Source organism: Streptomyces ovatisporus, assembly GCF_042653885.1.
Classification (GTDB): domain Bacteria; phylum Actinomycetota; class Actinomycetes; order Streptomycetales; family Streptomycetaceae; genus Streptomyces; species Streptomyces ovatisporus.
The window spans coordinates 276,257-297,476 of the sequence record NZ_JBHSFH010000004.1; the positions used below are offsets into that span (position 1 = coordinate 276,257).

Consider the following 21,220-nt stretch of genomic DNA (forward strand, 5'->3'; position numbering starts at 1 on the left):
ACAGGGCCGTTGGCGTGCGTGGACGGAGTTGTTCGCCGACTCCCGAGTGGGGTTCACTCCTTCGGGTGGCCCGGCAGGAGATCGTCGTCCGCCTCTCATCCGTGCTTGAAAGGGTCGGAAGGGGGCCGGGGGCGCACGGGGGCGGAGCCCACTCCTGCAACAAGAGGTTGGTATGCGCCACCCTGGCTGGCCCGGGGGGAGGCCCCGACGAGATTGCGAGTACGGGTGCGGACGAAGCTACTGCGGAAACCGGCCGGACCAGCTGGGTCCCCGGCCCAGACCGCGAGCCCGGAGAAGGCTTCCGGCTCCCGGGCCCGGGCTGCCGGACGCCGCTCACGGGTACGCAACCGGCTGCTGGCCGGCGTCGCGCTGTGTTCCCTGGCCGTCATCGGTGCCGGTACGCCCGCCGTGCTCAACGGCACCGACAACCTCGCCGAATCGCAGGAGCTGGTCGAGCGGGCCGAGCTCGGCAAGCGCTCCGTCGCCCTCGCGCACGCCCTCGCCGACGAACGTGACGGCATGGTCGAGTACGTCGCCGCGGGGCGCACGAGCCGGGACGGCGCGGGAATAACGGAGGAGCAGCGCGCCCGCGTCGACCGCCAGGTCACCGAGATCAGGCAGACCGCGCCCGCGAAGGTGAAGAGCACCCTGGACCAGCTCTCCCGCATCCGGCAGGACGCCCAGGCGGGGCAGAGCAACGCGCAGGACATCTACGAGGCCTACACCGGGACGATCGGACGGCTCCAGGACGTGAGCCTCACCGTCGCGCGCTCCCTGCCCGCCCGCGCGCAGGCCGCCGACGCGCCGGGTGGGCTCGGCAGCGCGCACGCCCTGCCGGACCTGGGCCGCGCCGTCGAGCAGGCGTCCGCCGTGCGCGGCCTGCTGCGTGCAGCACTCGCCGGCGACGGGGCGCAGCAGCGTCTGACGGCCGAGGCCCAGCGGGCGAACGTACGGGAGCAGGCCGCCCTGGAGGACTTCGGCGACGCCGCGGGCACGCAGGCGTCCGAACGGTTCGCCAAGACGGTCACGGGTGCCGACGTCACGCTCGCCGAGCGGTACCTGGCCAGGCTCACCGATCAGCCGTACCTGGACGCCCGCGACCGCGCGATGAACGGCGAGCGCATCGACGCGGCGCTGTCCGCGCGCATCGACAGCATGCGCGGCGTCCATTCGTCGTTCGCCGCCGAGGAGTTGAGGCGGCTGGAGCAGCTGCGCGACGACGACGTGACGGCCCTGGAGCTGCGCATCGCCCTCGTCGCCGGCTGTCTGCTGCTCGCGGTCGGCATCAGCGTGCAGACGGCGCGCTCGATGGCCCGTCCGCTCTCCGTGCTTAAGCGCGGGTCGCGAAGGCTCGCCACCGACCCGGTGGGGGAGAAGGCGGTCGCCTACCGCGGCAGGAACGACGAGTTCGCCGAGGTCGTGGAGGCGCTCAACCAGCTCCGCGAGTCTGTCGTCGCGGCCCACGAGCGCGCCGGTGAGGCGGAGGCCGACAACGCCTATCTCGTCCGCTCCAAGGACACGCTCACCGCCGAACGTGACCGGCTGCGCGGCGAGTACGCGGCGCTCAAGGAGCACGTCGACTCCCTGTCGGGCGCCGTGCACGGCACGTTCGTGAATCTCGCCCTGCGCACCCTCGGCCTCGTCGAACGCCAACTCGGCGTCATCGAGGGGCTGGAGGACCAGGAGAGCGACCCCGGGCGGCTGAGCACCCTCTTCAAGCTCGACCATCTGGCGACCCGTATGCGGCGGTACAGCGAGAACCTGCTGCTGCTCGCCGGCTCCGAACACGTCACGTCGCACCATTCGGGCCCTGTACCGCTGCTGGACGTGCTGCGGGCCGCCATCAGTGAGATAGAGCGCTACGAGCGTGTGGAGCTCGGCTCCCTGCCTCCGCACATCCAGGTCTCCGGCTTCGCGGCCGACGACTTGAGCCACCTCGTCGCCGAACTCCTCGACAACGCTGCCACGTTCTCCCCGCCGGAGGCCCATGTGCAGCTCTCCGGCTGGCTGCTGGAGAGCGGGGAGGTCATGCTCTCGGTCGAGGACGAGGGGATCGGAGTGACCGGCAGACGGCTCTCCGCGCTCAACGCCCGGCTGAGCACGCCGGACGACCAGGAACCACCGCGGCTGGAGGAGCCGGAGCCGCAGTCGCAGGACCGCAGGCCCGAGGCAGGCCTCGGCATGGGGCTGTACGTCGTGGCCCGGCTGGCGGCGCGGCACGGGCTCCGCGTGCAGCTGCGGGAACGCAAGAACGGCGGCATCGCGGCTGTCGTGGCGGTGCCCGGCACGCTGCTCCCGTCCCGGCCGAGTCCGGTCGCCGCCGCGTCGGGCGAAGACCAGCGTGCCTCCGCCCGTACGTCGCCTTCGCTGCCCGGCTCCGTCGCCGAGGCCAACTCCAACGCGCTGCCCGTCCGTCGCGTACCCGGCGCCCGCGGTGACGCCCGGGACGCCGCCGGACGCCTCCCGGACGGCGCCTCCACGCGGGAGCCGTCCGGCGGCGGCCCGGTGGGAGAGACGGAGCGGACGCCGGAGGACCCGCTGGTCACCGCTGCCGAACAGACCATCAGGGACGCCGGCGGGACTCAGCCGGCCCCCGCTCCCGCGCCGGCCCCCGCTCCCGCATCCGGAGACGCGGCCCCCAGGCCGCAGTCCGTCCCCGAGCAGCACGGACGGGCACCCGGCGATGGATTCGCCGGGGAGGCGGCGCGTCCCGGCCCGACGGCCGGTCCGCCCGGCCCGGAGCACGAGCCTGCGCCGACTCCACTGGGCCGCACGGAGAGCCGAGCGGGAGCAGCCCCCGAGGCCGCCCCCGCAACCGGCGGGGAACGCACCGGCGAAGAGGCGGAAGCCCCGCAGCCGAGGCTCACCGACAAGGGACTGCCCAAGCGCACCCCGCGGCAGGTGGCCGCCCAGACCGGCCCGGTGCAGCCGCGCAGCCAGAGCGCCAACGCGGACGAACTGCGCAGGCGCCTGGGCGGTTTCCAGCAGGGTGCTCAGCACGGACGTCGTGACGCGGCGGCCGAGACAGGCGCTGAAAGGGATGTGACTGATCAACCGGGGGCGCAGTCAGAGGGTGGGACCGCCGAGGAGGCTCGTACGTGAACGCGTCCACTACGCGCACGACCGGCAGCAGGCAGGCGCGCAATCTGCGCTGGCTGTTGGACAACCTTGTCGACGAGGTGCCGGGCATCCTGTCCGTCGCCGTCGTCTCCTCGGACGGACTGCTGCTGCTGTCCTCCGACCCCAAGCTGGACGAAGCGGCGGACGAAGCGGCGACCGCAGCAGAGACCGCCGCAGAGAACTCACCCGCGGGCTCCGGGCCGGGAGCGGACGGCGACGAGGCCGTCTCCGGCAGTGGGAACGCGGCCCCGCCCGTCCGCAACGAGAGCAGGCACGGGGGCCCGAAGGGCTCCAGCGCCGACCTGGCCACCATCGTCTCGGGCCTCGGGTCGCTGACACTCGGCGCCGCGAAGCTGATGGACGGCGGCGAGATCCGCCAGACGATGATCGCCATGGACGAGGGCTCGCTCTTCGTGATGTCGATCAGCGACGGCTCGCTGCTCGGTGTGCACGCCACACCCGACTGCGACATGAGCGTCATCGCCTACCACATGGCGCTGTTCGTCGGCCGTGCCGGCCACGTCCTCACCCCCGAACTCCGCAACGAACTGCGCACGTCGATGGAGCTGGACCAGTGACACCTGCTGCTTCCTCCCCGCCCCCCTTGCCCGCCCGGCGCGGCGAGACCGGAAAATCCAAACGCGTACGTCCGTACACCCTCACCGGGGGCCGTACGCGCTTCGGCCATGTGCTGCTCGTCGAGACGATCGTCGCGGCCATCGAAGCGCCGGAGGAACGCCCGGAGTTGACTTCGGGCGGCCTGCGTGACCGGGTGATGCCGGAGATGCGGGCCATTGTCGAACTCTGCCGCCGCATGCGGTCGGTGGCGGAGATCGCTGCACTTCTGAAGATGCCGCTGGGCGTGGTAAGGGTGCTGCTCAGCGATCTCGCCGATCAAGGACGTGTGCGCGTACACGGCACCGGGCACGGCACGGACCGTCCCGACCGGGCGCTGCTGGAAAGGGTGCTGGGTGGACTTCGCAGGCTCTGAGCCGGTCGTGGAAGGGACGCGGGCCGAGCGCCGGGTTCCGCAGGATTCTCCCGGGACACAGGACTGGCAGGAGGATCTCTCCCGTGCCCCCATATCCACCAAGATCGTGGTGGCGGGAGGCTTCGGCGTCGGCAAGACGACGCTCGTCGGATCGGTCTCGGAGATCGAGCCCCTGACGACCGAGGCGCTGATGACGCAGGCGAGCGAGGCGACGGACGATCTCGCCGCGACCCCGGAGAAGACCACCACCACGGTGGCCATGGACTTCGGGCGGATCACGCTGGAGGACGACCTCGTCCTCTATCTCTTCGGAACCCCGGGCCAGCAGCGCTTCTGGTTCATGTGGGACGACCTCGTGCGCGGCGCGATCGGCGCCGTCGTCATGGCGGACACACGCCGGCTCGAGGACTGCTTCCCGGCTCTGGACTATTTCGAGAGCTGCGGATTCCCGTACGTGGTGGCGGTGAACCACTTCGAGGGGACCACTGCCTACGCCGCGGAGGACGTGCGAGAAGCTCTGTCGGTCCCCGCCCGGGTGCCAGTGGTGATCATGGATGCGCGGGAGCGGCCGACGGTCGTCAAGTCGCTGCTGGCACTGGTCAGTCACGCCCTGGACGTCGCGCCCGCCTGAGCGGCGCGGGAACGCACGGACGCACGTACGTACGCACGGAGAAGAGAGACCGCCATGCGAAAGATACTCATCGTAGGAGCCGGCCAGGCAGGGCTTCAGATCGCGCTCGGACTGCAGTCGCACGGCTATGAAGTCACCGTGATGTCGAACCGCACGGCGGAGGAGATACGCAGCGGCCGTGTCATGTCGACGCAGATGCAGTTCGACCAGGCGCTCCAGCACGAGCGCGACATCCAGGCCAACTTCTGGGAGAGCCAGGCCCCGAAGGTCGAGGGCCTCGGCGTCTCCGTGGCCGACCCGGAGTCCGTGCACGGTCCCGGTGAGACTCAGCGCGCCATCAACTGGCTGGGAAAGCTGGACGGTTACGCCCAGTCCGTGGACCAGCGGGTGAAGATGGCCGGCTGGATGGAGACGTTCGCACAGCGAGGCGGCCAGCTGGTCATCCACGGAGCGGCCGTCTCCGATCTGGACTTCTTCGCCGGCAGGTACGACCTCGTCCTCGTCGCGGCCGGCAAGGGCGAACTGGTGTCGATGTTCGAGCGCGACGCTTCGCGCTCGCCGTACGACGCACCCCAGCGAGCCCTGGCCGTCAGCTACGTCAACGGACTCGGGCAGCGGCCGGAGCACCCGGACACCGAAGCCGTGCGCTGCAACCTCGTCCCGGGTGTCGGCGAGATGTTCGTGATGCCCTGCCTGACCACGTCCGGCCGCTGCGACATCCTCTTCTGGGAGGGCATCCCGGGCGGGCCGCTCGACGTCTTCCAGGGCATCAAGGACCCCGGCGAGCAGCTGGCGAAGACCCTCGAGCTGATGGAGGAGTTCCTCCCCTGGGAGTACGCGCGGGCGACCAAGGTCGAACTGACCGACGCCAACGGCACGCTCTCCGGCCGCTACGCCCCGACCGTGCGCAAGCCCGTGGGCCGGCTCCCCAGCGGCGGATCGGTGCTGGGCGTGGCGGACGTCGTCGTCGCCAACGACCCCATCACCGGGCAGGGTTCGAACTCGGCGTCGAAGTGCGCCGCGGCCTACACGGCGGCGATCCTGGAGCGGGGCGAGGAGCCCTTCGACGAGGCGTGGATGCAGCAGACCTTCGACCGCTTCTGGGCGACCGTGCAGCACACCACGAAGTGGACCAACGCGATGCTGGCCCCGCCCCCGGAGCACGTCCTGAACCTCATCGGCGCCGCCGGCGAACTCCAGCCGGTCGCCGACCGGTTCGCCAACGGGTTCAACAACCCCGCGGACTTCGAGGAGTACTTCTACGACCCGGAGAAGACCGAGGCGTACCTGCGCAGCGTCACCGGAGGCTGACGGCCCGCGGGGTGACGCCCGGCGGCCCCCGGTGCCCGGGGCGCCCGGGCCCGTACGGAGGGCGGCCGCCGCGTCCGGGCACTCCCGGTTCGCGGCGGCCGCCACCTCGTCCGTCCGGGCGGCGCGCCGCGGACGGAGGCGGACGGGGAAGGGGAACCCGTCCGCGGCTCGTGGAGGCGGGCTGCCTCTCGGCCGCGCGGCCCGTGGAGGTGCGCGGTCAGATGGACCGCAGCAGCTTCGGCAGGCTGTACCCGCTCGACGGCCGCGCACCGGAGTCGGGCCGTACCGCACCGAGTACGGGACGCATGCTGCGTACGGGCGCGAGCTTCACGTCCCTCCCGGGCCTGGGAGCGTGGACGACCTTGCCCCGGCCGACATAGAGCGCCACGTGCCCCGCGTTCCTGTAGTAGACGACGAGGTCGCCGGGGCGGAGCTTCTTCATCTTGACGCGGCGCAGCTGATTCCACTGGCCCTGACTCGTACGCGGAATGTTCCGTCCCGCCTTGCGCCATGCCTTGGACGTCAGGCCCGAGCAGTCGAAGGCGTTCGGACCGGCCGCACCGAAACGGTAGGGCTTGCCGATCTGCCGCAGTGCGAACTTCACTGCCTGCGCACCCGCCGAAGACGGCATGCGGCGCTTCTTCGAGGCGGCGACCGTCACCGCGGACATCGGCGTGTGCTGCGCGACGGTGTGCGCGACGGTGTTCTGCGGAGTCTCCAGATTGCGCAGTCGCGACAGCTCGTCCTGCGACAGCGAGGCGAGCATGCCCTCGACGTCGTCCAGGCGTTCCCGCACCTCGTCCCGCTGCTGTCTCTGCCGCTTCGCCAGCCGCTTCTGCTTCGCCAGCGCCGAGCGTGCCTGCGTGGTCAGTTCCCGCTGCCGGCGTTCGCTGGCCACCAGCCGCTGCACTGTGCGGGCTTGATGCCCCGCGACACGAGTGACCACGTGCACGCCCTCGAGGACGTTCCGCGGATCGCGCGTCAGAAGGAGCTGTACGAGCGGGGGCAGCCCGATGTCGCCGCGACGGTACTGCTGCCGGGCCAGCTGCCCCGCCTCCCGCCGGCTCTTCGCCAGCACGGAGCGCACCGACGTCAGGGCCTGCTCCGCGTCCTCGGCCTTCTCACGCTGCCGGTCGAGCTTCGCTGCCGTCTGCCGGTAGGCATCGGTGGCCGTCTCCGTCTTGGAATAGAGGATCTGCAGCTCCCGCAGCAGTTCGCTGACGGGCTTCCCGGACGGGTCCGCGATGCTCGGCGTCGGCTGGAGGGCGAGCGCCGCAATGGCTGCGGCGGCCAACGCCCCGGCGCCGACGGCGCGTAGGTGAGGTGGATGTGACACGGGCTCGCCTCCGATCCGACTCGATACCGGAGCGATCGTGCACGGCGGGAGGCGTTACCGATGAGGTTGGGAGCGCCGGGGCCTCGTCCGTCACCCGAAGGGTGCGGGGCCGTCGCCCGAGCGGCAGAGCCACGAGGGGCATGACGGCGGGGCCCCGGCGGAGGTCCTGCTCGCTTCCGCCGGGGTGGTCAGCGGCCGAAGAGACGCCGCGACGTCAGACGCCTCGCCGCCTCCGTCATCGCCCGGATCTCCAGGACGCAGGGCTCGGGAAGCCATTCCCCGGCGGGCTGCTCGGCGGTGTCCGCGAGGTCCAGCGCATGGGCCAGCACCTTCGGGGACGGGCGGGACTCAGGCGTTTTGTGCAGGCAGGCGAACAGCGCGGGACACAGCCCGTCCGGAACGCCCGTCAGATCGGGGTCCTCCCGGGCCATCGGGAGCATGTTCCCCGCGAAGGGCCGGTGGCCGCTGGAGGCGAAGACCAGGGTGGCGCCGAGGTCGAAGACGTCGTCGGCCTGTTCGTCGGTGCCGGGTCCGGACATGCGGCCCAGCGCCAGCCCGTAGTCGACGACACGTGGTGTGTCGTTGGTGAGCAGCACGTTGTGTGCGCCCAGATCGCGGTGGGAGACCTGCACGGCGTGCAGAGCCGTCAGCGCGCGGGCGAGCGCGCCGCCCAGGGCACGGACCGCATGTTCGGGCAGCGGCCCGTACAGGGCGACGAGGGCTTCCAGCGAGACTCCCGGAACGAAGGCGCCCGCGATCCACGGCTGGTCGCTGTCCAGCTCGCAGCCGGCCGAGTCGGCGACGTACGCACTGCGGACGCCCATCGCGACCGCCTGCATCTCCTGCCGCAGCCTGGCGCGCAGGGGACGGTCGCGCAGCAGCTCCCGTCGCAGCGTGCGTACGGCGACCAACTGCTTGCGCGCCCCGCGCTGCGGTGCTCCGCGCCCGAGGTAGACGGTCCCCATGCGGCCGCTGCCGAGCACCCCGTGCAGCCGGTACGGGCCCAACTGCTGGGGATCTGTGCTGCGCAGGCCGGTCATCCCTTGGATCACGCGTAGCAGACTAGGCGCACAGCGTGTTCAAGGGGATAGGCGGGACAGAACCTGTGAAGTTCTTCGCAAACTTCACGTGGGGCCCGGAAATTGTCACCGAACACACAGATGTTCCTTCTGCGGGGGAGTGTCCGGTCAGGTTCGCGCCCCCGGACCGTCCGTCTCGCCGGAGCGTGTCAGGTGCGGCTCCAGGGCCACTTGAGCTTACCGCGCGGCCTCGCGTCGGGTTCGTGGACGTAGCGCCAGCCGCGCGGCAGCCGCAGCCGGGGGGTGAAGACGGCGGGTTCGAGGCGGTACACGTGCACGGTTTCGCGGCCGGTCTCCCCGGAGGGGACCGGTACTTCGTAGGTCTTCGGGGGCCGTCCGTTCGCGCCGACCAGGACGGGCAGCACCCGGCCGTCCATCGGGCCGCCGACGAAGACCGTCTCCTCGCTTCGCACAGTGCTCCTGTCCGTCAGGCGTCGCCGGCGTCGCAGCAGGGGCGTGCGAGCGAACGCGCACCGGGGCCCTCTTCGCCGAGCTTGTCGTGGGGGTTGGCCAGGGCGCAGTGGCTCAGGGAGAGGCAGCCGCACCCGATGCACTCGGTGAGGTGGTCGCGCAGCTGCGTCATCAGCCTGATGCGCTGGTTGAGATCTTCGCGCCAGCACTCCGAGACCCGCGCCCAGTCCTCCCGGGTGGGTGTGCGGTTGTCGGGGAGCAGCGCGAGTGCGGAGCGGATGGCTGCCAGGGGGATGCCCAGACGCTGGGACGCGCGGATGAACGCGACGCGGCGCAGGGTGTCACGGCTGTAGCGGCGCTGATTGCCGGAGGTGCGGCGGCTCTGGATCAGGCCCTCGCGTTCGTAGAAGCGCAGCGCGGACGTCGCCACGCCTGCCCGCTCGGCGAGTTCGCCGACGGTCGCCTCCTTGGCCTGCCAGGACAGATGGGTGGACATGAAGCCAGCCTACGCGGGCTTCAAGCTCGCTTTAAGTTGACCGGGAGAATTCGCGACCTTTCCGTGGCGGCCGGGCCGGACCGGGCGGGACCGGGCAGGGGTGCAGACGGCGCGAAAAGCCGGGCCGCAAGGGGCGGGGCCCGGCGGCGGGATCACAGCAGGTGTGCCTTGTCCGTGACGACGGGCAGCATGCGGCGTGCCAACTCCCCGACCGGGCCGTCCCGTTCCTCCAGGTCGAGGGCGTGCCGCACGATGCCTGCCGTCTCGGCGTCGCGGGTGGCGGACGCCATCAGCAGGGCGACGAAGTGGTCCAGGAGCCAGTCGCGCAGTTCATCGACCGGCGGCTGCTTGTCCTCGTCGAGCCAGATCAGCGACGCGGCCTCGACGACGGTGATCCAGGTGCTCACCGTCATCCGGAGCCGGGGCCCCGCCTGGCGGCCAGGGGGAGGGGGGTCTGCCGGCAGGTCATCCGCCCCGCCGGGCTCGCTGCGGGAGTCCTCGGTGCGGAAACCGAGGTGGACGAGGATCTGGTCGGCTGCCGCGCGCCGTACCTCGTCGACGATCGCGTGGGTGCGGGAGGTCTGTACGACGCTGCCGCCCTGCAGCAGGGCCATGAAGCCGGCGTCGTGCTCGTCGACGAAGGCGAGGTAGCGGTCCAGGGCGCGGGTGAGCCGGCTCGTGAGAGGTCCCGTCTGCTCCTCGGCGAAACACTGCTCCAGCTCGTCGGCGGCGCTGCGCAGAGCGGCCTCGTACAGCTGCTGCTTGCCGCCGGGGAAGTAGCGGTAGACCAGCGGCCGGGACACGCCCGCCTCGGCCGCGACGTCGTCGAGCGAGACGTCCTCGGGCGGGTTGTGCGCGAAGAGGCGGAGGGCCGTGGAGATCAGCTGCGAGCGCCGCTGGTCGACGGTGAGTCTGCGATACGCCGGGGCGGTGCCGCTGCTGCTCATCCCATGAGCGTAACCGTCCCGGTGCGGGCGGGATCCGGGCGGCCGGTGCCCCGGCCCCACGGGAGGACCGGGGCGGAGCTCCGGCGAGCTGCGCGGCCCGGACGTACTGATCAAGACCGCGGGTGTCGGCAACGCTCGTCGACGCTGGGGATGTGCGTGCCGGGCGTCGCGAGCAGGGCGGGATTCGTCAGAAAGGCACTCAGCGGGCGAGGAGTCCGGAGCTGACCCACAGCTTGCGTCCGACGCCGCGCATGACGCCTATCTCGTCGAGGAAGTCGGTGAGCCTGCGGGCGCCGGTCTGCATCACTTCCCTGCGGTGGCCGCTGGCCTTGACCTGGGCGACGGCTTCGCGCCTGTCCAGGCCGACGTTCGTGTAGACCTCGGGGTTGATGAAGGAGAGGGAGAAGACCCGGGCGGCCTCCCCGGAGCTGATGCGCGTCAGTTCGGCTTCCCAGCGCGGACAGCCGACCATCTGACGGCGCAGTTCCTCCCGCGCGTACCGGACGTGCCGGGCCTCCTCGACGACGTGGATGCGGGTGACGCCGCGGACGAGGGGCTGGATGCGCTCGTCGGGGAAGGTGAGCCGCTGCATCCAGTCGAGGATCTCCTCGCCGAGGAGGGTGGCGGTGAAGGAGCCGGGTGTGGTGGAGACCGTCTTCAGGAGCCGGGCGAGGTTGTGGTGCAGGCGGGAGACGCGGTAGGCGGGCGAGCCGCTCTTGCCGATCAGGCGGGCGAACATCTTGGAGTGCCGGCACTCGTCCTCGATCTCCGTGAGCGCGTACCGCACGTGGTTGCTGGTCGGCGACTTGTCGTAGATGTGGCGGACGAGCAGCTGAATGAGGATGATCTCGAACCAGATGCCGAGGGAGGCCAGCGAGGCGGCCTCGTGGCGGGAGAGGTCCAGGCGCTGCTCCTCGGACATCCGCTTCCACATGGGGGTCCCGTAGAGCGAGACGAGCTCCGGCGGCCAGAACCACTTGCCTTCTTCGAGGGGCGCGTCCCAGTCGAGCTCGGTGTCGGGGTCGAACGAGTGCTTCTTGGACGAGCTGAGCAGACGCTCCGCGACCTGCTCGCGGTCCCTGATCAGACCGAGGGCGTCCCGGAGCGCTTCCGGCGCGGGCTTGCCGGCGGCCGTCTCTGGAGTGATCGTCATGCTGGGGCACCTCTTCGTCGAGTTACCGAAGGTTACGTCAGCCGTTCTCTTATGAGACTGCCTGTCAGTAAGCCCGTCAATCCCCCGCGCTCACATTGCACCGTCTTTGTTGACCCGGCGGTAACCGGCGTGTGAGCCTGCGATTCACCGTCCCCGCCGGCCCAGGGGGCCCCGGGGGACCCCGCCGGTCCGCAGGAGGAGGCGTCCATGTCCACGCACGACCTCTACGTAGGCAGTCCAGGAGCCGAGGAATGGGAGGTTCCCGCCTCGGGATCGGCCAGATTCAGCTGGGACTACGACGACGGCCGCGACCGCCTCCTCGCCCTCTACCAGAAGGGCAAGGACAAGCAGTGGGACGGGCAGCTGCGCATCGACTGGGACCTGGAGGTCGACCCGAAGGACCCCCTCGGGACCCCGGACGAGGCCATCTCGCTCTACGGCACGTCCTACTGGGACAAGATGAGCGACGCCGAGCGCGCCGACCTGCGGCAGCACTACGCATCCTGGCAGTTCAGCCAGTTCCTCCACGGCGAGCAGGGCGCCATGGTCTGCGCGGCCAGGATCGTGGAGTCCGTGCCCGACCTGGACGCGAAGTTCTACTCCGCGACGCAGACCATGGACGAGGCCAGGCACGCGGAGATCTACGGGCGCTTCCTGCACGAGAAGATCGGGATGCTCTACCCGATCAACGACAACCTGCAGGCGCTGCTGGGCGACACCCTCCGGGACTCCCGCTGGGACATGCCCTACCTCGGCATGCAGGTCCTCATCGAAGGGCTGGCCCTCGCCGCCTTCGGCATGATCCGCGACACCACGAACAAGCCGCTCCCCAAGCAGATCCTCGCCTACGTCATGCAGGACGAGGCCCGGCACGTCGCCTTCGGGCGGATGGCGCTGCGCGACTACTACAAGCAGCTGACCGAGGCGGAGCTGCGGGAGCGCGAGGAGTTCGTCATCGAGGGCTGCTACCTGATGCGGGACCGGCTCAAGGGCGTCGAGGTGCTGGAGAACTTCGGCGTCCCGCGCGCCGAGGCCGAGACCTTCAGCGAGCAGTCGGACTTCCTCAAGCTCTTCAGGCAGCTGCTCTTCAGCCGCATCGTGCCCTGCGTGCGCGACATCGGACTGTGGGGCGAACGCCTGCAGCGGGCGTACGTGGACATGGGCGTCTTCGAGATGGGAAACCAGAACCTCGACCTGCTGATGGCACAGGACGAGGAGATCGCCGAGAAGCTCGACGCGGAGCGTTTCGCGGCGGAGGAGGCCGAGCGGACCGCCGAGGTCGATGAGGCGATTGCCCAGGGCAAGCGGGTGGAATCGGAGAGCTGACTCCGCCGCCTGCCGCCAACTCGGCCGCGAAGAAGGCTGCTTGCACGAACGGCCCCGGACGCCTCACGGCGTACCGGGGCCTACGTGTGGCACTTCGCTCCTCCTGGACGTAGTTTGAAGGGGATCGGGAGTAACAGACGATTTCATTACTCTTTAGGTGCTTTTGAGCACCATGTGCTTCGGCCAGTAGGCACAGCTGCGGGAGGGCGGTCGGCGCCGCCGCGCTTGATCGCTGTGTCCACTCCCGTGGTGATGCGCTACCCAAGATCACCGTGCACCGGGAGGCAGCAGGTCATGTCAGCCGTTCGTTTCCGTGCGAAGCACGCACGCCACCCGCATGACGATGCACCCGACACCGCGGCCCACTTCGAGCGCATCACGTCCCTGCCCGACGGGCCCGAGAAGGAGGAGCTGCGCCAGGAGGTGGTGCGCGCCTGGATGCCGATGGCCGACAGGCTCGCCCAGCGCTTCCGCAACCGCGGCGAGAATCTCGAGGACCTGCAGCAGGTCGCCGCGCTCGGACTGGTCAAGGCCGTGGCCCGGTACGACCCGGCGCGCGGCTGCGCCTTCGAGAGCTTCGCCGTGCCCACGATCGTGGGCGAGATCAAGCGGCACTTCCGCGACTACATGTGGGACCTGCACGTACCACGCCGGGTGCAGGAGCTGCGCAACCGGGTCCGGGCGAGCAGCCGCGAACTCGGCGTGACGCTCGACGACCGCTCGCCCACGGTCGCCCAGATCGCCGAGCACAGCGGACTGAGCCAGGAGGACGTCGTCATCGGCATGGAGGCGCTGGAGAGCTACAGCGCCCTCTCCCTGGACGCCGAACTGTCCAAGAACGAGGACGGCTACTCCCTCCTGGACACCCTCGGCGCCACCGAGCCGGGCTTCGACCGCGTCACCTACCGCGAAGCCGTCAAGCCGCAGTTGCGCAACCTTCCCGAGCGGGAGCGCTACATCCTGTATCTGCGCTTCTTCTGCGACATGACGCAGAGCAGCATCGCCGAGCAGCTGGGCATCTCCCAGATGCACGTCTCGCGCCTCATCAGCCGCACCTGCGAGCGGCTCCACCGCGAGGTGGAGGCCGAGGTGGCGCGTGCCCACGACTCCTCCGCCGAGCGGACCCCGATGACGGTCTAGCGCTGCGGCCGGGAAGGCTCGCGAGGCCCGGCACGGCACCAGGAGGCGCGAACGCCCTGCGGAGCCCGTGCGCCGGAAGCGGCGCGCGGGCTCCGCGGACTGCGCGCCGGGCTGCGCCGGAACCGTCGGCACGAGGACATGCCGGGGCGGCCGGCTCCGGGGGCGACCTGTGCGGTCGCCGGCGAGGGGCCGGTGCAGCCGTCCGCTCCGGCGTCCTCAGCCGCAGCGTGCCGCGGCACCCCTCGTGCCGCCGCACCCCTCGTGCCGCCGCACCCCTCGTGCCGCCGCACCCCTCGTGCCGCCGCACCACCGGCGTGGGGCTGTCTGCGCGGTGGGACCCGGCTGCGCGCTGCGCGGCGGGTACGCCCCGAGTCCGCCGGAGACCGGCCGGCCACGCGCTCCGCTGAACCCCTGAACCCGCCGCTGTCGCTCCGCGCGCCGCGGGCCATGTCGCACGGCACCATGGCGGGGCCGTCGAAGGTGTCGGATCACGACGTGGGGGGCGCGCACCGGCGCTCGTAGCCTGCCGTCACCCCGCGCGGCCCACCGCGCGGGGCAGTCGCGTCAGTCACCCTTCCCGCCCCTCGACCCCGCCTACGGAGGCTCCCGGATGACACGGGCCAACAGCACGGCACGACGCCCGTACCGCCTCGCCACGCTCGCCGCCCTCACCCTGGCGCTGCTCTCCCTCCCCGTTCCGGACGGCGCTGCCGCCCAGCAGCACGGGGACCGCGGCTGCGCTCGTACGGACGTCCCGCGCGTACCCGGCGCCGCACACCAACAAGCCGCGTGCCTGGAGGAGTTGACCACCGCCGGGACAGTGGCGACCGGTCACACCGACCCCGCCGACTGGGCCGGCCTCACCCCCGAGAAGCTGCCTACGCCGCGTGGTGTGCCGGGCCTCCAGATCGACGGCTACTTCCCCGACTCCTCCACCACCAACACCAATCACGGCTGGGGTCACGACGCCCAGTTCGTCCTCCGGCTGCCCGCGCGCTGGAACGGCGGCCTGGTGGTCACCGGTTCGCCCGGCAACCGCGAGCAGTACGCCAACGACCGGGCCATCGGTGACTGGGCCGTCGAGCGCGGCTACGCCTTCGCCGCGACCGACAAGGGCAACACCGGCGTGCACTTCCACCGGGACGGACGCCGGCCCGGGGACGCCGTCGCGGAGTGGAACCGGCGCGTGACCCAGCTGACGCGCGCAGCCCGCGCCACCGTCGCCCGGCACTACCGGCGTCCGCCTGCCCGCACGCTGGCCACGGGGATGTCCAACGGCGGCTATCTCGTGCGCTGGCAGCTGGAGAACCACCCAGAGCTCTACGACGGAGGCGTCGACTGGGAGGGGACGCTGTGGCGGGCCGACGGCAAGGGCCCGAACCTGCTCACCTTCCTGCCGCCCGCGCTGCGCCACTACCCCGCGTACGCACAGGGCGGGCCCGGCGCGGAGAAGGCCCGGCGCGAGATGCACGCGGCGGGGTTCCCGCGCGGCACCGAGTTCCTCTGGCCGTACTTCCACGAGAACTACTGGGACCTCACCCAGCGGATCTACCGCGAAGAGATCGACCCCGGCTTCGACGGCGGCACGGAGGCCGGCACACCCTTCTGCACTCCGGGCACGCCGGGCGGGCCGCCCTGCGACGCCGACTACGACTACGCGTCCCGCCCCGGCGACGTGCACGACGCAGCCGCGAAGGCCGGACTCACCGGCAGGATCGGCAAGCCCCTCATCACCCTGCACGGCACGCGCGACACCCTGCTGCCCATCAGCAAGGACTCCGACGTATACGCCCGCATGGTGCGCGAGGCGGGCCGGGAGAAGCTCTTCCGCTACTACCGCATCGAGGACGGCAACCACGTCGACTCGCTGGCCGACACCTTCCCCGACAAGCTCCGTCCCCTCACGCCGTGCCACCGCTCCGCGTTCACCGCACTCGAGGACTGGCTCGGCGACGGGCACCGGCCGCCGGCCGGCCGTACCGTGGCCAGGCCCCGACAGGCTTCACAGCACGAGCTCCTGACGGAGTGTCCGCTCCGGTGACGACGGCCGCGCGGGGGCGGTCGAAGGCTGTACGGGCCGGCTCGCGACGTTTTCCACCCGGGGCCCCGGGCACCCGGAGGCTGTGTCACCCGAGAACTTCTCGGAAGGAGGAGTCACCCGTGAGCACGGAGAAGAAGAACCAGGCCAAGGCCGACCGGATCAAGGGCAAGGTCAAGGAGACCGTCGGCCGCACGCTCGGTAACGAGAGGCTCGAGGCCGAAGGCCGCGCCGAGCAGTCGAGGGGCGACGCCCGGCAGGCGGCGGAGAAGGCGAAGGACGCCTTCCGGCACTGAGCTTCGGGCAGTCGGCCCGTGCACAGGTCCGAAGTGCCGGTTCTCGTCCTCCGGTCCGTGGCGACCGGACGACGGGAACCCCTCCGGACCCTTCGACGAACCGGAGCATCCGGGACCGACGCGCCGATGCCGCGCAGCACATGAAGGGGGCCCGTGACGGACTCGCCGTCACGGGCCCCCTTCATGTGCTGCGGTTCTCTGCGTCCCGGTTGCTCAGGCTGTACGTGTGACAACGGGCTCCCGTGGCGGGCGAGCAGCGCGGACGCCGCTCAGCTGCCTGCGAGCATGCCCTCGCGCAGTGCCGACAGGCTGCGGCTGAGCAGTCGCGAGACATGCATCTGGGAGAGGCCGAGATGCTCGCCGATCTGCGCCTGCGTCATCTCGTCGCCGAACCGCATCTCGAGGATCTTCCGGTCCCGGTCGGAGAGTTGGGCGAGCAGCGGCTTGAGCGCGTGGAAGTCCTCGACGAGGTCCATGGCACCGTCGCATTCGCCCAGGACGTCCGCCAGCGAGGCCTCGCCCTCCTCGTCGTTGACGGTGGCGTCGAGCGAGGAGGAGTTGTAGCCGTTGGCGGCCACCTGTCCCTCGACGACCTCTTCCTCGGTCACTCCGAGGTGTTCGGCGAGTTCACTCACGCGGGGGGACCGGCCGAGCCTGGAGGTGAGCTTGTCGTTGGCCCGCGCCAGGTCCATCCGCATCTCCTGCAGACGGCGCGGGACCCGCACGTCCCAAGTGGTGTCGCGGAAGAAACGCTTGATCTCACCGACGACGTAGGGAATGGCGAAGGTCGTGAACTCCACTTCCCGCGACAGGTCGAAACGGTCGATCGCCTTGATCAGGCCGATGGTGCCGACCTGCACGATGTCTTCCATGTCGTCGCCGCGCGAGCGGAAGCGGCGTGCGGAGTACCGGACAAGCGTGAGGTTGATCTCGATGAGGGTGTTCCGCACGTACTGGTACTCGTGCGTCCCCTCCTCCAGGACGGTGAGCCTGTCGAACAGGGTCTTCGAAAGCTGGCGCGCGTCCTCGGGTGCGAGGTTCTCCGGCGCGTCGATCGCAGGCAGCTGGTCCGATGCCTCCTCAACTGCCCGTCCGTCCGGGACGGTCGCCTCGGTTGTGGCATTCTCCGCTGTCGCTACGGTCGGCGTGGCGGAAGTCATCGCTGGGACCTGCCCTTCACCTCGTTGGAACAACCGGTCGGGCTGTCCGCGTACCCACCTTGCTGCTGAACAAGCGCACCAGTTCCTCCTGTTGTCCGTTTTGTTGCGCAATGCGAAATATTGCGCGAGCAGATGGGCGCGCGTTCGGCATGGGGCGACTGTGGCCGGGCAAGCGCATGGAGCGACGGTGATGAGAGGCGAGCTGAGGAGTACCGGACATGCTGAAGACGCACCCCGCAGCGCGACGCGCACTGTTCGCCGAGGGGCGGCGCGCGCGGAGCGGGCGACAGGTCGACGAGCCGGTCACCTGAACCGGGGAGTGGAGGTGACGCCTGTGTCTTCGGGGCGAATTGCCACGGCGACGGGCGACGGGGAGCGCGAAGTGCTTCTCCTGGATTCGAAGTGCAAGGACATCGGGGACGTGAGGAGGGCCGTCGAGGATCACCTGGTACGCACCTCGTCCTGGGTGGATCTTGCAGGGGTCCTCCTGGTCGTGTCCGAACTGGTGACCAACGCGCAGCGGCACGCCCGTGGGCGGTGGTCCCTGCGTGTCCAGGCGGAGCGGCACCGTGTGCGTGTGGACGTCACCGACAACGACCCCTCGCCGCCCCGCTGGCGTCCGGGACGGCTCGACGGCAGCGGCGGCTGGGGGCTGCGGATCGCCGAGCAGTGCGCCGACTCGCTCGAAGTGGTGGCCGCCTCGGGCGGGAAGACGATGCGCGCGCAGTGGCTGCATCCGGGACATGTGCCCGTGACCGCATCCTGACCTCCGGAAACCCCCGCGTATGACAATGTATGACGCTGTGACGACCGGTGACGATGCGGCCCGCGAGCCGGGCCCGAAGCAGCAGGAGAGCGGAGCGGACGGCGCTCCGTCCCCCGTGTTCCGGGAACGACGGGACGGTACGGAGGTCCTCACCCTCTCCGGGGACCTGGACCTCGACGTCGTCGACGAGATCACGCCGGTCCTCGATGCCGCGCTCGCGGCGCAGCCGGACAGTCTTGTCATCGACCTCTCCGGCGTGACCTTCGCCGACTCCTCGGCGCTGAACATGCTGCTGCGCACCCATGCGCGTACGTCGCTGCACCTGGGCGGGCCGCTGCATCCCGTCGTCAGGCGGCTTTTCGAGATCACCGGCATCGAGAGCGTGCTCAACCTGCACGACTCCCCGGCTGCGGCACTTCAAGCGGCGGCCCGTACCCAGCGGTGACGTGACGCCGGCCCGAATCCCCTGCTCTGCCCGGGAGTTGCCCGGGGCCGCCCCCGCGGTGGGGCAGCGCTGAGCGGTGGTGCTCGACGGGGAACTCGCACTCGCTCGATCTGAGTACATGTACTCATGCGGCCCCCTGGGGGCGGAGGGAAGTATGTGCGGCCAGGCATGACGCGTGCATGACCGTCGCGCGCTCATGACCCCCCACTGCCACCCCCCACACCCGACCCCCGAGTGAGGCCAGCACGTCACAGACCCCCGGACACGGAACCGGCCGTCGGTGTCCGACGACCGGGCCGATTCGGGGCCGCGCCGGACGGACGTACCGGCGTGCCCGAATTCCAGGTCCCGCGAACGGAATTGACGAGCACGGTTCCCAGGAATGTCTTGACGGCCGCGAGGAACTCCCCATAACGTTCCCGGCCGTCGGGAGAGAAGAAGCACGAATGCACCCCCGTTCCCGTACGGCGAATATGGCCGCTCAGCCCGTACGGAGCACCCGACCGCCCGCCCCCAGGGGAAACTCCGAGATTGCACGGGGAAAAACATGAAGCGAATTACGCGCACCGTTCTGCCGATAGTCGCGGGTGCCGCGGTACTCGCACCGTTCGCGCCTTCCGCCATCGCGGGGGACTCGACGGAGCAGCCGCAGGCGAAGAAGTCCGTCAGCAGTGACGCCGGCACCAAGGCCGCCATCAGCCGTGACACGGTCATCAAGCGCGCCAAGACGTGGCTGACGGCTGTCGACGGCCACCAGGTGCCCTACAGCCAGAGCAAGACCTTCGGCGGTTACCGCACCGACTGCTCCGGCTACGTGAGCATGGCGCTCAAGTACGGGAAGCCGGGCACGAACACCGTCGGCCTTGCCTCCTCGGACTTCACGACGAAGATCAAGACGTCGCAGCTGAAGAAGGGCGACCTCATCATCGACGCGAACGGCAGCAACACCACCCGTCACGTCGTGATCTTCGAGAAGTGGACCAGCTCCGCCAAGAAGTCCTACAGGGCCTACGAGCAGCGCGGCGGCCACGGCACGGACCACAGCACACGCAGCTACGGCCTCGGCAACGACGAGTACGACGCCTACCGGCCGAAGAAGTACTGAGCCCACCCCCTTGGCCGTACCGGCCGGGCTCAGTCGGGTCGGCGCGGGGCCGGCGCGCTGACCCACGGATGCCCTCGTCCCCAGTTCTCCGGGGACGAGGGCATTGTGCTGCGCACCCGCGCCACGGGTCATTTCCCCGACCGCGTGAAAGGGCGGCCCGGTCGTCCCGGATGTGAGTGGACGGCGGAATGCCCCCGCCCCGTCGATTCAGGGGCGAGGGCATTCCGGAATGTGCTCCCGGTGCTACCGGTGGAAGCGGAACAAATGTGTCCCGGCCTCTACTTGTAGATCTCGCCGACCCATTCCGGGTGGTCGATGAACGGGTTCCTGTTGTGCTGGACCTTGTCGAAGATGACCTGGTTGCGGTTCTTCTCGAACTCGCTCGGCGGGTCCGCCTCGTTCCACTTCTTGAGTACGGACAGCCGTCCGTGGAGGGGCTTGGAGCCGTTGTTGACGTCGTCGTTGGCTTCCAGGTCGGGGAACTCGTCCGCGCCCTCGTAGCGCACGTCCATGTAGAGGATCATGCGGGCGACGTCGCCCTTGACCTCGTCGCGCGGCTCGAAGGAGTCCTCGTCGGTGAAGTTGCCCGGCGCGCCCTCGACTTCTTCGCCGCCCTCGTCGAAGTCCTTGCTGCCGCGGGTGCTGTTGACCTTGACGTTCGTGGGACGCAGGTGGTGCACGTCGGTGCCCGGTCCGGTGGCGGTGCCGAAGTCGCCGTGCGACTTCGCCCAGGTGTGCTCGCGGTTCCACTGGTCCTCGCCGCCGCCGTTGTTGTCGGCGGGGGCGGAGGCGCCCGAGTAGAGAAGGATGACGTTGCCCGCGTTGTCCGGGTCCTTGTCGGTCTCCTTCAGCGCGTCCCAGACCTCGTCGTACGAGATGGCGGTCGCGCCGGTGCTGATGATCTTGTTCAGGGCCGTCTTGAGCTCTTCGCCGGTCTTGCCCTCGGCGTCCTTGTAGTACTCATCGTCGGCGGCCGCGCTGAAAGCGGACTGTGCGGCGGAGGAGCCGCCCGCGCGGGAGTCCGAGACTGTGGGGGAACCGGCCGTGGCAGGTATCTGCACGGCCACGGCTATCACTGCGGTGCCCGCGAGCGCGGTGAGCGTTCTGCGGCGGGCGACGGAGCGGGTGGAATCCACTTTTACGTCCTCTCCCCGAGGATGTGGCACCGCGCGCGCAAGTGTGGGGGTCGCAACGCGGCACCGGCCGAAGGGTGATCGGCCGCTGGGAAGCCTTCCACTGCGTCGAACACCAATGCGTGCCAGATGGGAAATTGTTACGTGTGGGTAATGTGAAGACGCCTGCGCGGTCACCCAGGGCGACTCCGGGCTCACCCGCTGAATTCCCGGGCGTGCAGGGCCTGTTGGCAGAATGGGCGGTCGGGGAGGCGTCCGTCCCGGCCGCCCGGGCGCCCCACGTCCGTGCCGGCCAGGGGATACTTGCCCGGCCCGAATCGATGTACGACGAACCGG

20 protein-coding genes are annotated in these 21,220 nt (G+C 70.3%); 12 read left to right on the forward strand and 8 right to left on the reverse strand.

What is annotated here, in order from left to right; genetic code table 11:
- The first annotated feature begins 225 nt into the window (after window positions 1–225).
- Genes ACFPA8_RS06075 through ACFPA8_RS06095 form a run of 5 tightly spaced genes read left to right on the forward strand, consistent with a single transcriptional unit; the run spans window position 226 to window position 6,053 of the window.
- On the forward strand, window positions 226–3,102 hold the full coding sequence (locus tag ACFPA8_RS06075; protein WP_386443419.1) for a sensor histidine kinase: 2,877 nt from the start codon (window positions 226–228) through the stop codon (window positions 3,100–3,102).
- A complete protein-coding gene (locus tag ACFPA8_RS06080) occupies window positions 3,099–3,698 on the forward strand; it encodes a roadblock/LC7 domain-containing protein (RefSeq protein WP_386443422.1) in 600 nt (199 codons plus the stop codon). Before ACFPA8_RS06075 ends, ACFPA8_RS06080 begins: the two co-directional genes overlap by 4 nt.
- Window positions 3,695–4,111 carry a DUF742 domain-containing protein gene (locus ACFPA8_RS06085; RefSeq protein WP_386443425.1) on the forward strand — a complete coding sequence of 139 codons (417 nt, stop codon included), beginning with the start codon at window positions 3,695–3,697 and terminating at the stop codon, window positions 4,109–4,111. Before ACFPA8_RS06080 ends, ACFPA8_RS06085 begins: the two co-directional genes overlap by 4 nt.
- 7 nt (window positions 4,112–4,118) lie before the next feature.
- Complete coding sequence (locus ACFPA8_RS06090) at window positions 4,119–4,742, forward strand: GTP-binding protein (protein ID WP_386444655.1); 624 nt, start codon at window positions 4,119–4,121, stop codon at window positions 4,740–4,742.
- A gap of 54 nt (window positions 4,743–4,796) precedes the next feature.
- The gene (locus ACFPA8_RS06095; protein WP_386443428.1) at window positions 4,797–6,053 is read left to right on the forward strand and encodes a styrene monooxygenase/indole monooxygenase family protein; all 1,257 of its coding nucleotides are present in this window, start codon (window positions 4,797–4,799) and stop codon (window positions 6,051–6,053) included.
- 217 nt (window positions 6,054–6,270) lie between these two features.
- Here the strand turns inward: ACFPA8_RS06095 and ACFPA8_RS06100 are convergent, their stop codons facing one another.
- From ACFPA8_RS06100 to ACFPA8_RS06125, 6 genes are all read right to left on the reverse strand, one after another.
- Window positions 6,271–7,389, reverse strand: coding sequence for a C40 family peptidase (locus ACFPA8_RS06100; protein WP_386443431.1), 1,119 nt, complete (start codon window positions 7,387–7,389; stop codon window positions 6,271–6,273).
- Between the two features lie 188 nt (window positions 7,390–7,577).
- The gene (locus ACFPA8_RS06105) at window positions 7,578–8,441 is read right to left on the reverse strand and encodes a protein kinase domain-containing protein (RefSeq protein ID WP_386443433.1); all 864 of its coding nucleotides are present in this window, start codon (window positions 8,439–8,441) and stop codon (window positions 7,578–7,580) included.
- A gap of 176 nt (window positions 8,442–8,617) precedes the next feature.
- Window positions 8,618–8,881, reverse strand: a complete 264-nt coding sequence (locus ACFPA8_RS06110; protein WP_386443436.1) for a hypothetical protein — start codon at window positions 8,879–8,881, stop codon at window positions 8,618–8,620.
- A gap of 14 nt (window positions 8,882–8,895) precedes the next feature.
- Window positions 8,896–9,375 (reverse strand): redox-sensitive transcriptional activator SoxR, encoded by a 480-nt coding sequence (soxR, locus tag ACFPA8_RS06115; RefSeq protein WP_386443439.1) that lies wholly within the window; start codon window positions 9,373–9,375, stop codon window positions 8,896–8,898.
- 152 nt (window positions 9,376–9,527) lie between these two features.
- A complete protein-coding gene (locus ACFPA8_RS06120) occupies window positions 9,528–10,322 on the reverse strand; it encodes a TetR/AcrR family transcriptional regulator (RefSeq protein ID WP_386443442.1) in 795 nt (264 codons plus the stop codon).
- Window positions 10,323–10,521: 199 nt separating this feature from the next.
- On the reverse strand, window positions 10,522–11,475 hold the full coding sequence (locus ACFPA8_RS06125; protein ID WP_386443445.1) for an AurF N-oxygenase family protein: 954 nt from the start codon (window positions 11,473–11,475) through the stop codon (window positions 10,522–10,524).
- Window positions 11,476–11,682: 207 nt separating this feature from the next.
- Between ACFPA8_RS06125 and ACFPA8_RS06130 the strand changes: the two genes are divergently transcribed.
- From ACFPA8_RS06130 to ACFPA8_RS06145, 4 genes are all read left to right on the forward strand, one after another.
- Window positions 11,683–12,801, forward strand: a complete 1,119-nt coding sequence (locus ACFPA8_RS06130; RefSeq protein ID WP_386443447.1) for a ferritin-like domain-containing protein — start codon at window positions 11,683–11,685, stop codon at window positions 12,799–12,801.
- A gap of 294 nt (window positions 12,802–13,095) precedes the next feature.
- Window positions 13,096–13,941 carry a SigB/SigF/SigG family RNA polymerase sigma factor gene (locus tag ACFPA8_RS06135; protein WP_386443449.1) on the forward strand — a complete coding sequence of 282 codons (846 nt, stop codon included), beginning with the start codon at window positions 13,096–13,098 and terminating at the stop codon, window positions 13,939–13,941.
- A 610-nt stretch (window positions 13,942–14,551) separates the two neighbouring features.
- Window positions 14,552–15,982, forward strand: coding sequence for a prolyl oligopeptidase family serine peptidase (locus tag ACFPA8_RS06140; protein WP_386443452.1), 1,431 nt, complete (start codon window positions 14,552–14,554; stop codon window positions 15,980–15,982).
- Between the two features lie 119 nt (window positions 15,983–16,101).
- Window positions 16,102–16,275 carry a CsbD family protein gene (locus ACFPA8_RS06145; RefSeq protein WP_386443454.1) on the forward strand — a complete coding sequence of 58 codons (174 nt, stop codon included), beginning with the start codon at window positions 16,102–16,104 and terminating at the stop codon, window positions 16,273–16,275.
- Between the two features lie 269 nt (window positions 16,276–16,544).
- Here ACFPA8_RS06145 and ACFPA8_RS06150 read toward each other — a convergent pair whose 3' ends face one another.
- Window positions 16,545–17,435: an RNA polymerase sigma factor SigF gene (locus tag ACFPA8_RS06150; protein WP_386443457.1), complete on the reverse strand. Its 891-nt coding sequence runs from the start codon at window positions 17,433–17,435 to the stop codon at window positions 16,545–16,547.
- 334 nt (window positions 17,436–17,769) lie between these two features.
- On the opposite strand from ACFPA8_RS06150, the gene ACFPA8_RS06155 reads away from it, so the two are divergent.
- The 3 genes from ACFPA8_RS06155 (at window position 17,770) to ACFPA8_RS06165 (ending at window position 19,751) form a co-directional block, all read left to right on the forward strand.
- On the forward strand, window positions 17,770–18,201 hold the full coding sequence (locus ACFPA8_RS06155; RefSeq protein ID WP_386443459.1) for an ATP-binding protein: 432 nt from the start codon (window positions 17,770–17,772) through the stop codon (window positions 18,199–18,201).
- A 37-nt stretch (window positions 18,202–18,238) separates the two neighbouring features.
- The gene (locus ACFPA8_RS06160) at window positions 18,239–18,646 is read left to right on the forward strand and encodes an STAS domain-containing protein (protein ID WP_386443462.1); all 408 of its coding nucleotides are present in this window, start codon (window positions 18,239–18,241) and stop codon (window positions 18,644–18,646) included.
- Between the two features lie 547 nt (window positions 18,647–19,193).
- Window positions 19,194–19,751, forward strand: coding sequence for an NlpC/P60 family protein (locus ACFPA8_RS06165; protein ID WP_386443464.1), 558 nt, complete (start codon window positions 19,194–19,196; stop codon window positions 19,749–19,751).
- A 278-nt stretch (window positions 19,752–20,029) separates the two neighbouring features.
- On the opposite strand, the gene ACFPA8_RS06170 is transcribed toward ACFPA8_RS06165, so the two are convergent.
- The gene (locus ACFPA8_RS06170; protein WP_386443466.1) at window positions 20,030–20,887 is read right to left on the reverse strand and encodes an endonuclease I family protein; all 858 of its coding nucleotides are present in this window, start codon (window positions 20,885–20,887) and stop codon (window positions 20,030–20,032) included.
- Window positions 20,888–21,220 lie beyond the last annotated feature (333 nt).

Bases quoted from the DNA above. Each gene is read 5' to 3' on its own strand.
- ACFPA8_RS06095 (WP_386443428.1), top strand. From the start codon at position 4,797: ATGCGAAAGATACTCATCGTAGGAGCCGGCCAGGCAGGGCTTCAGATC.
- soxR (WP_386443439.1), bottom strand. From the start codon at position 9,375: ATGTCCACCCATCTGTCCTGGCAGGCCAAGGAGGCGACCGTCGGCGAA.
- ACFPA8_RS06120 (WP_386443442.1), bottom strand. From the start codon at position 10,322: ATGAGCAGCAGCGGCACCGCCCCGGCGTATCGCAGACTCACCGTCGAC.
- ACFPA8_RS06125 (WP_386443445.1), bottom strand. From the start codon at position 11,475: ATGACGATCACTCCAGAGACGGCCGCCGGCAAGCCCGCGCCGGAAGCG.
- ACFPA8_RS06130 (WP_386443447.1), top strand. From the start codon at position 11,683: ATGTCCACGCACGACCTCTACGTAGGCAGTCCAGGAGCCGAGGAATGG.
- ACFPA8_RS06135 (WP_386443449.1), top strand. From the start codon at position 13,096: ATGTCAGCCGTTCGTTTCCGTGCGAAGCACGCACGCCACCCGCATGAC.
- ACFPA8_RS06140 (WP_386443452.1), top strand. From the start codon at position 14,552: ATGACACGGGCCAACAGCACGGCACGACGCCCGTACCGCCTCGCCACG.
- ACFPA8_RS06150 (WP_386443457.1), bottom strand. From the start codon at position 17,435: ATGACTTCCGCCACGCCGACCGTAGCGACAGCGGAGAATGCCACAACC.
- ACFPA8_RS06165 (WP_386443464.1), top strand. From the start codon at position 19,194: ATGAAGCGAATTACGCGCACCGTTCTGCCGATAGTCGCGGGTGCCGCG.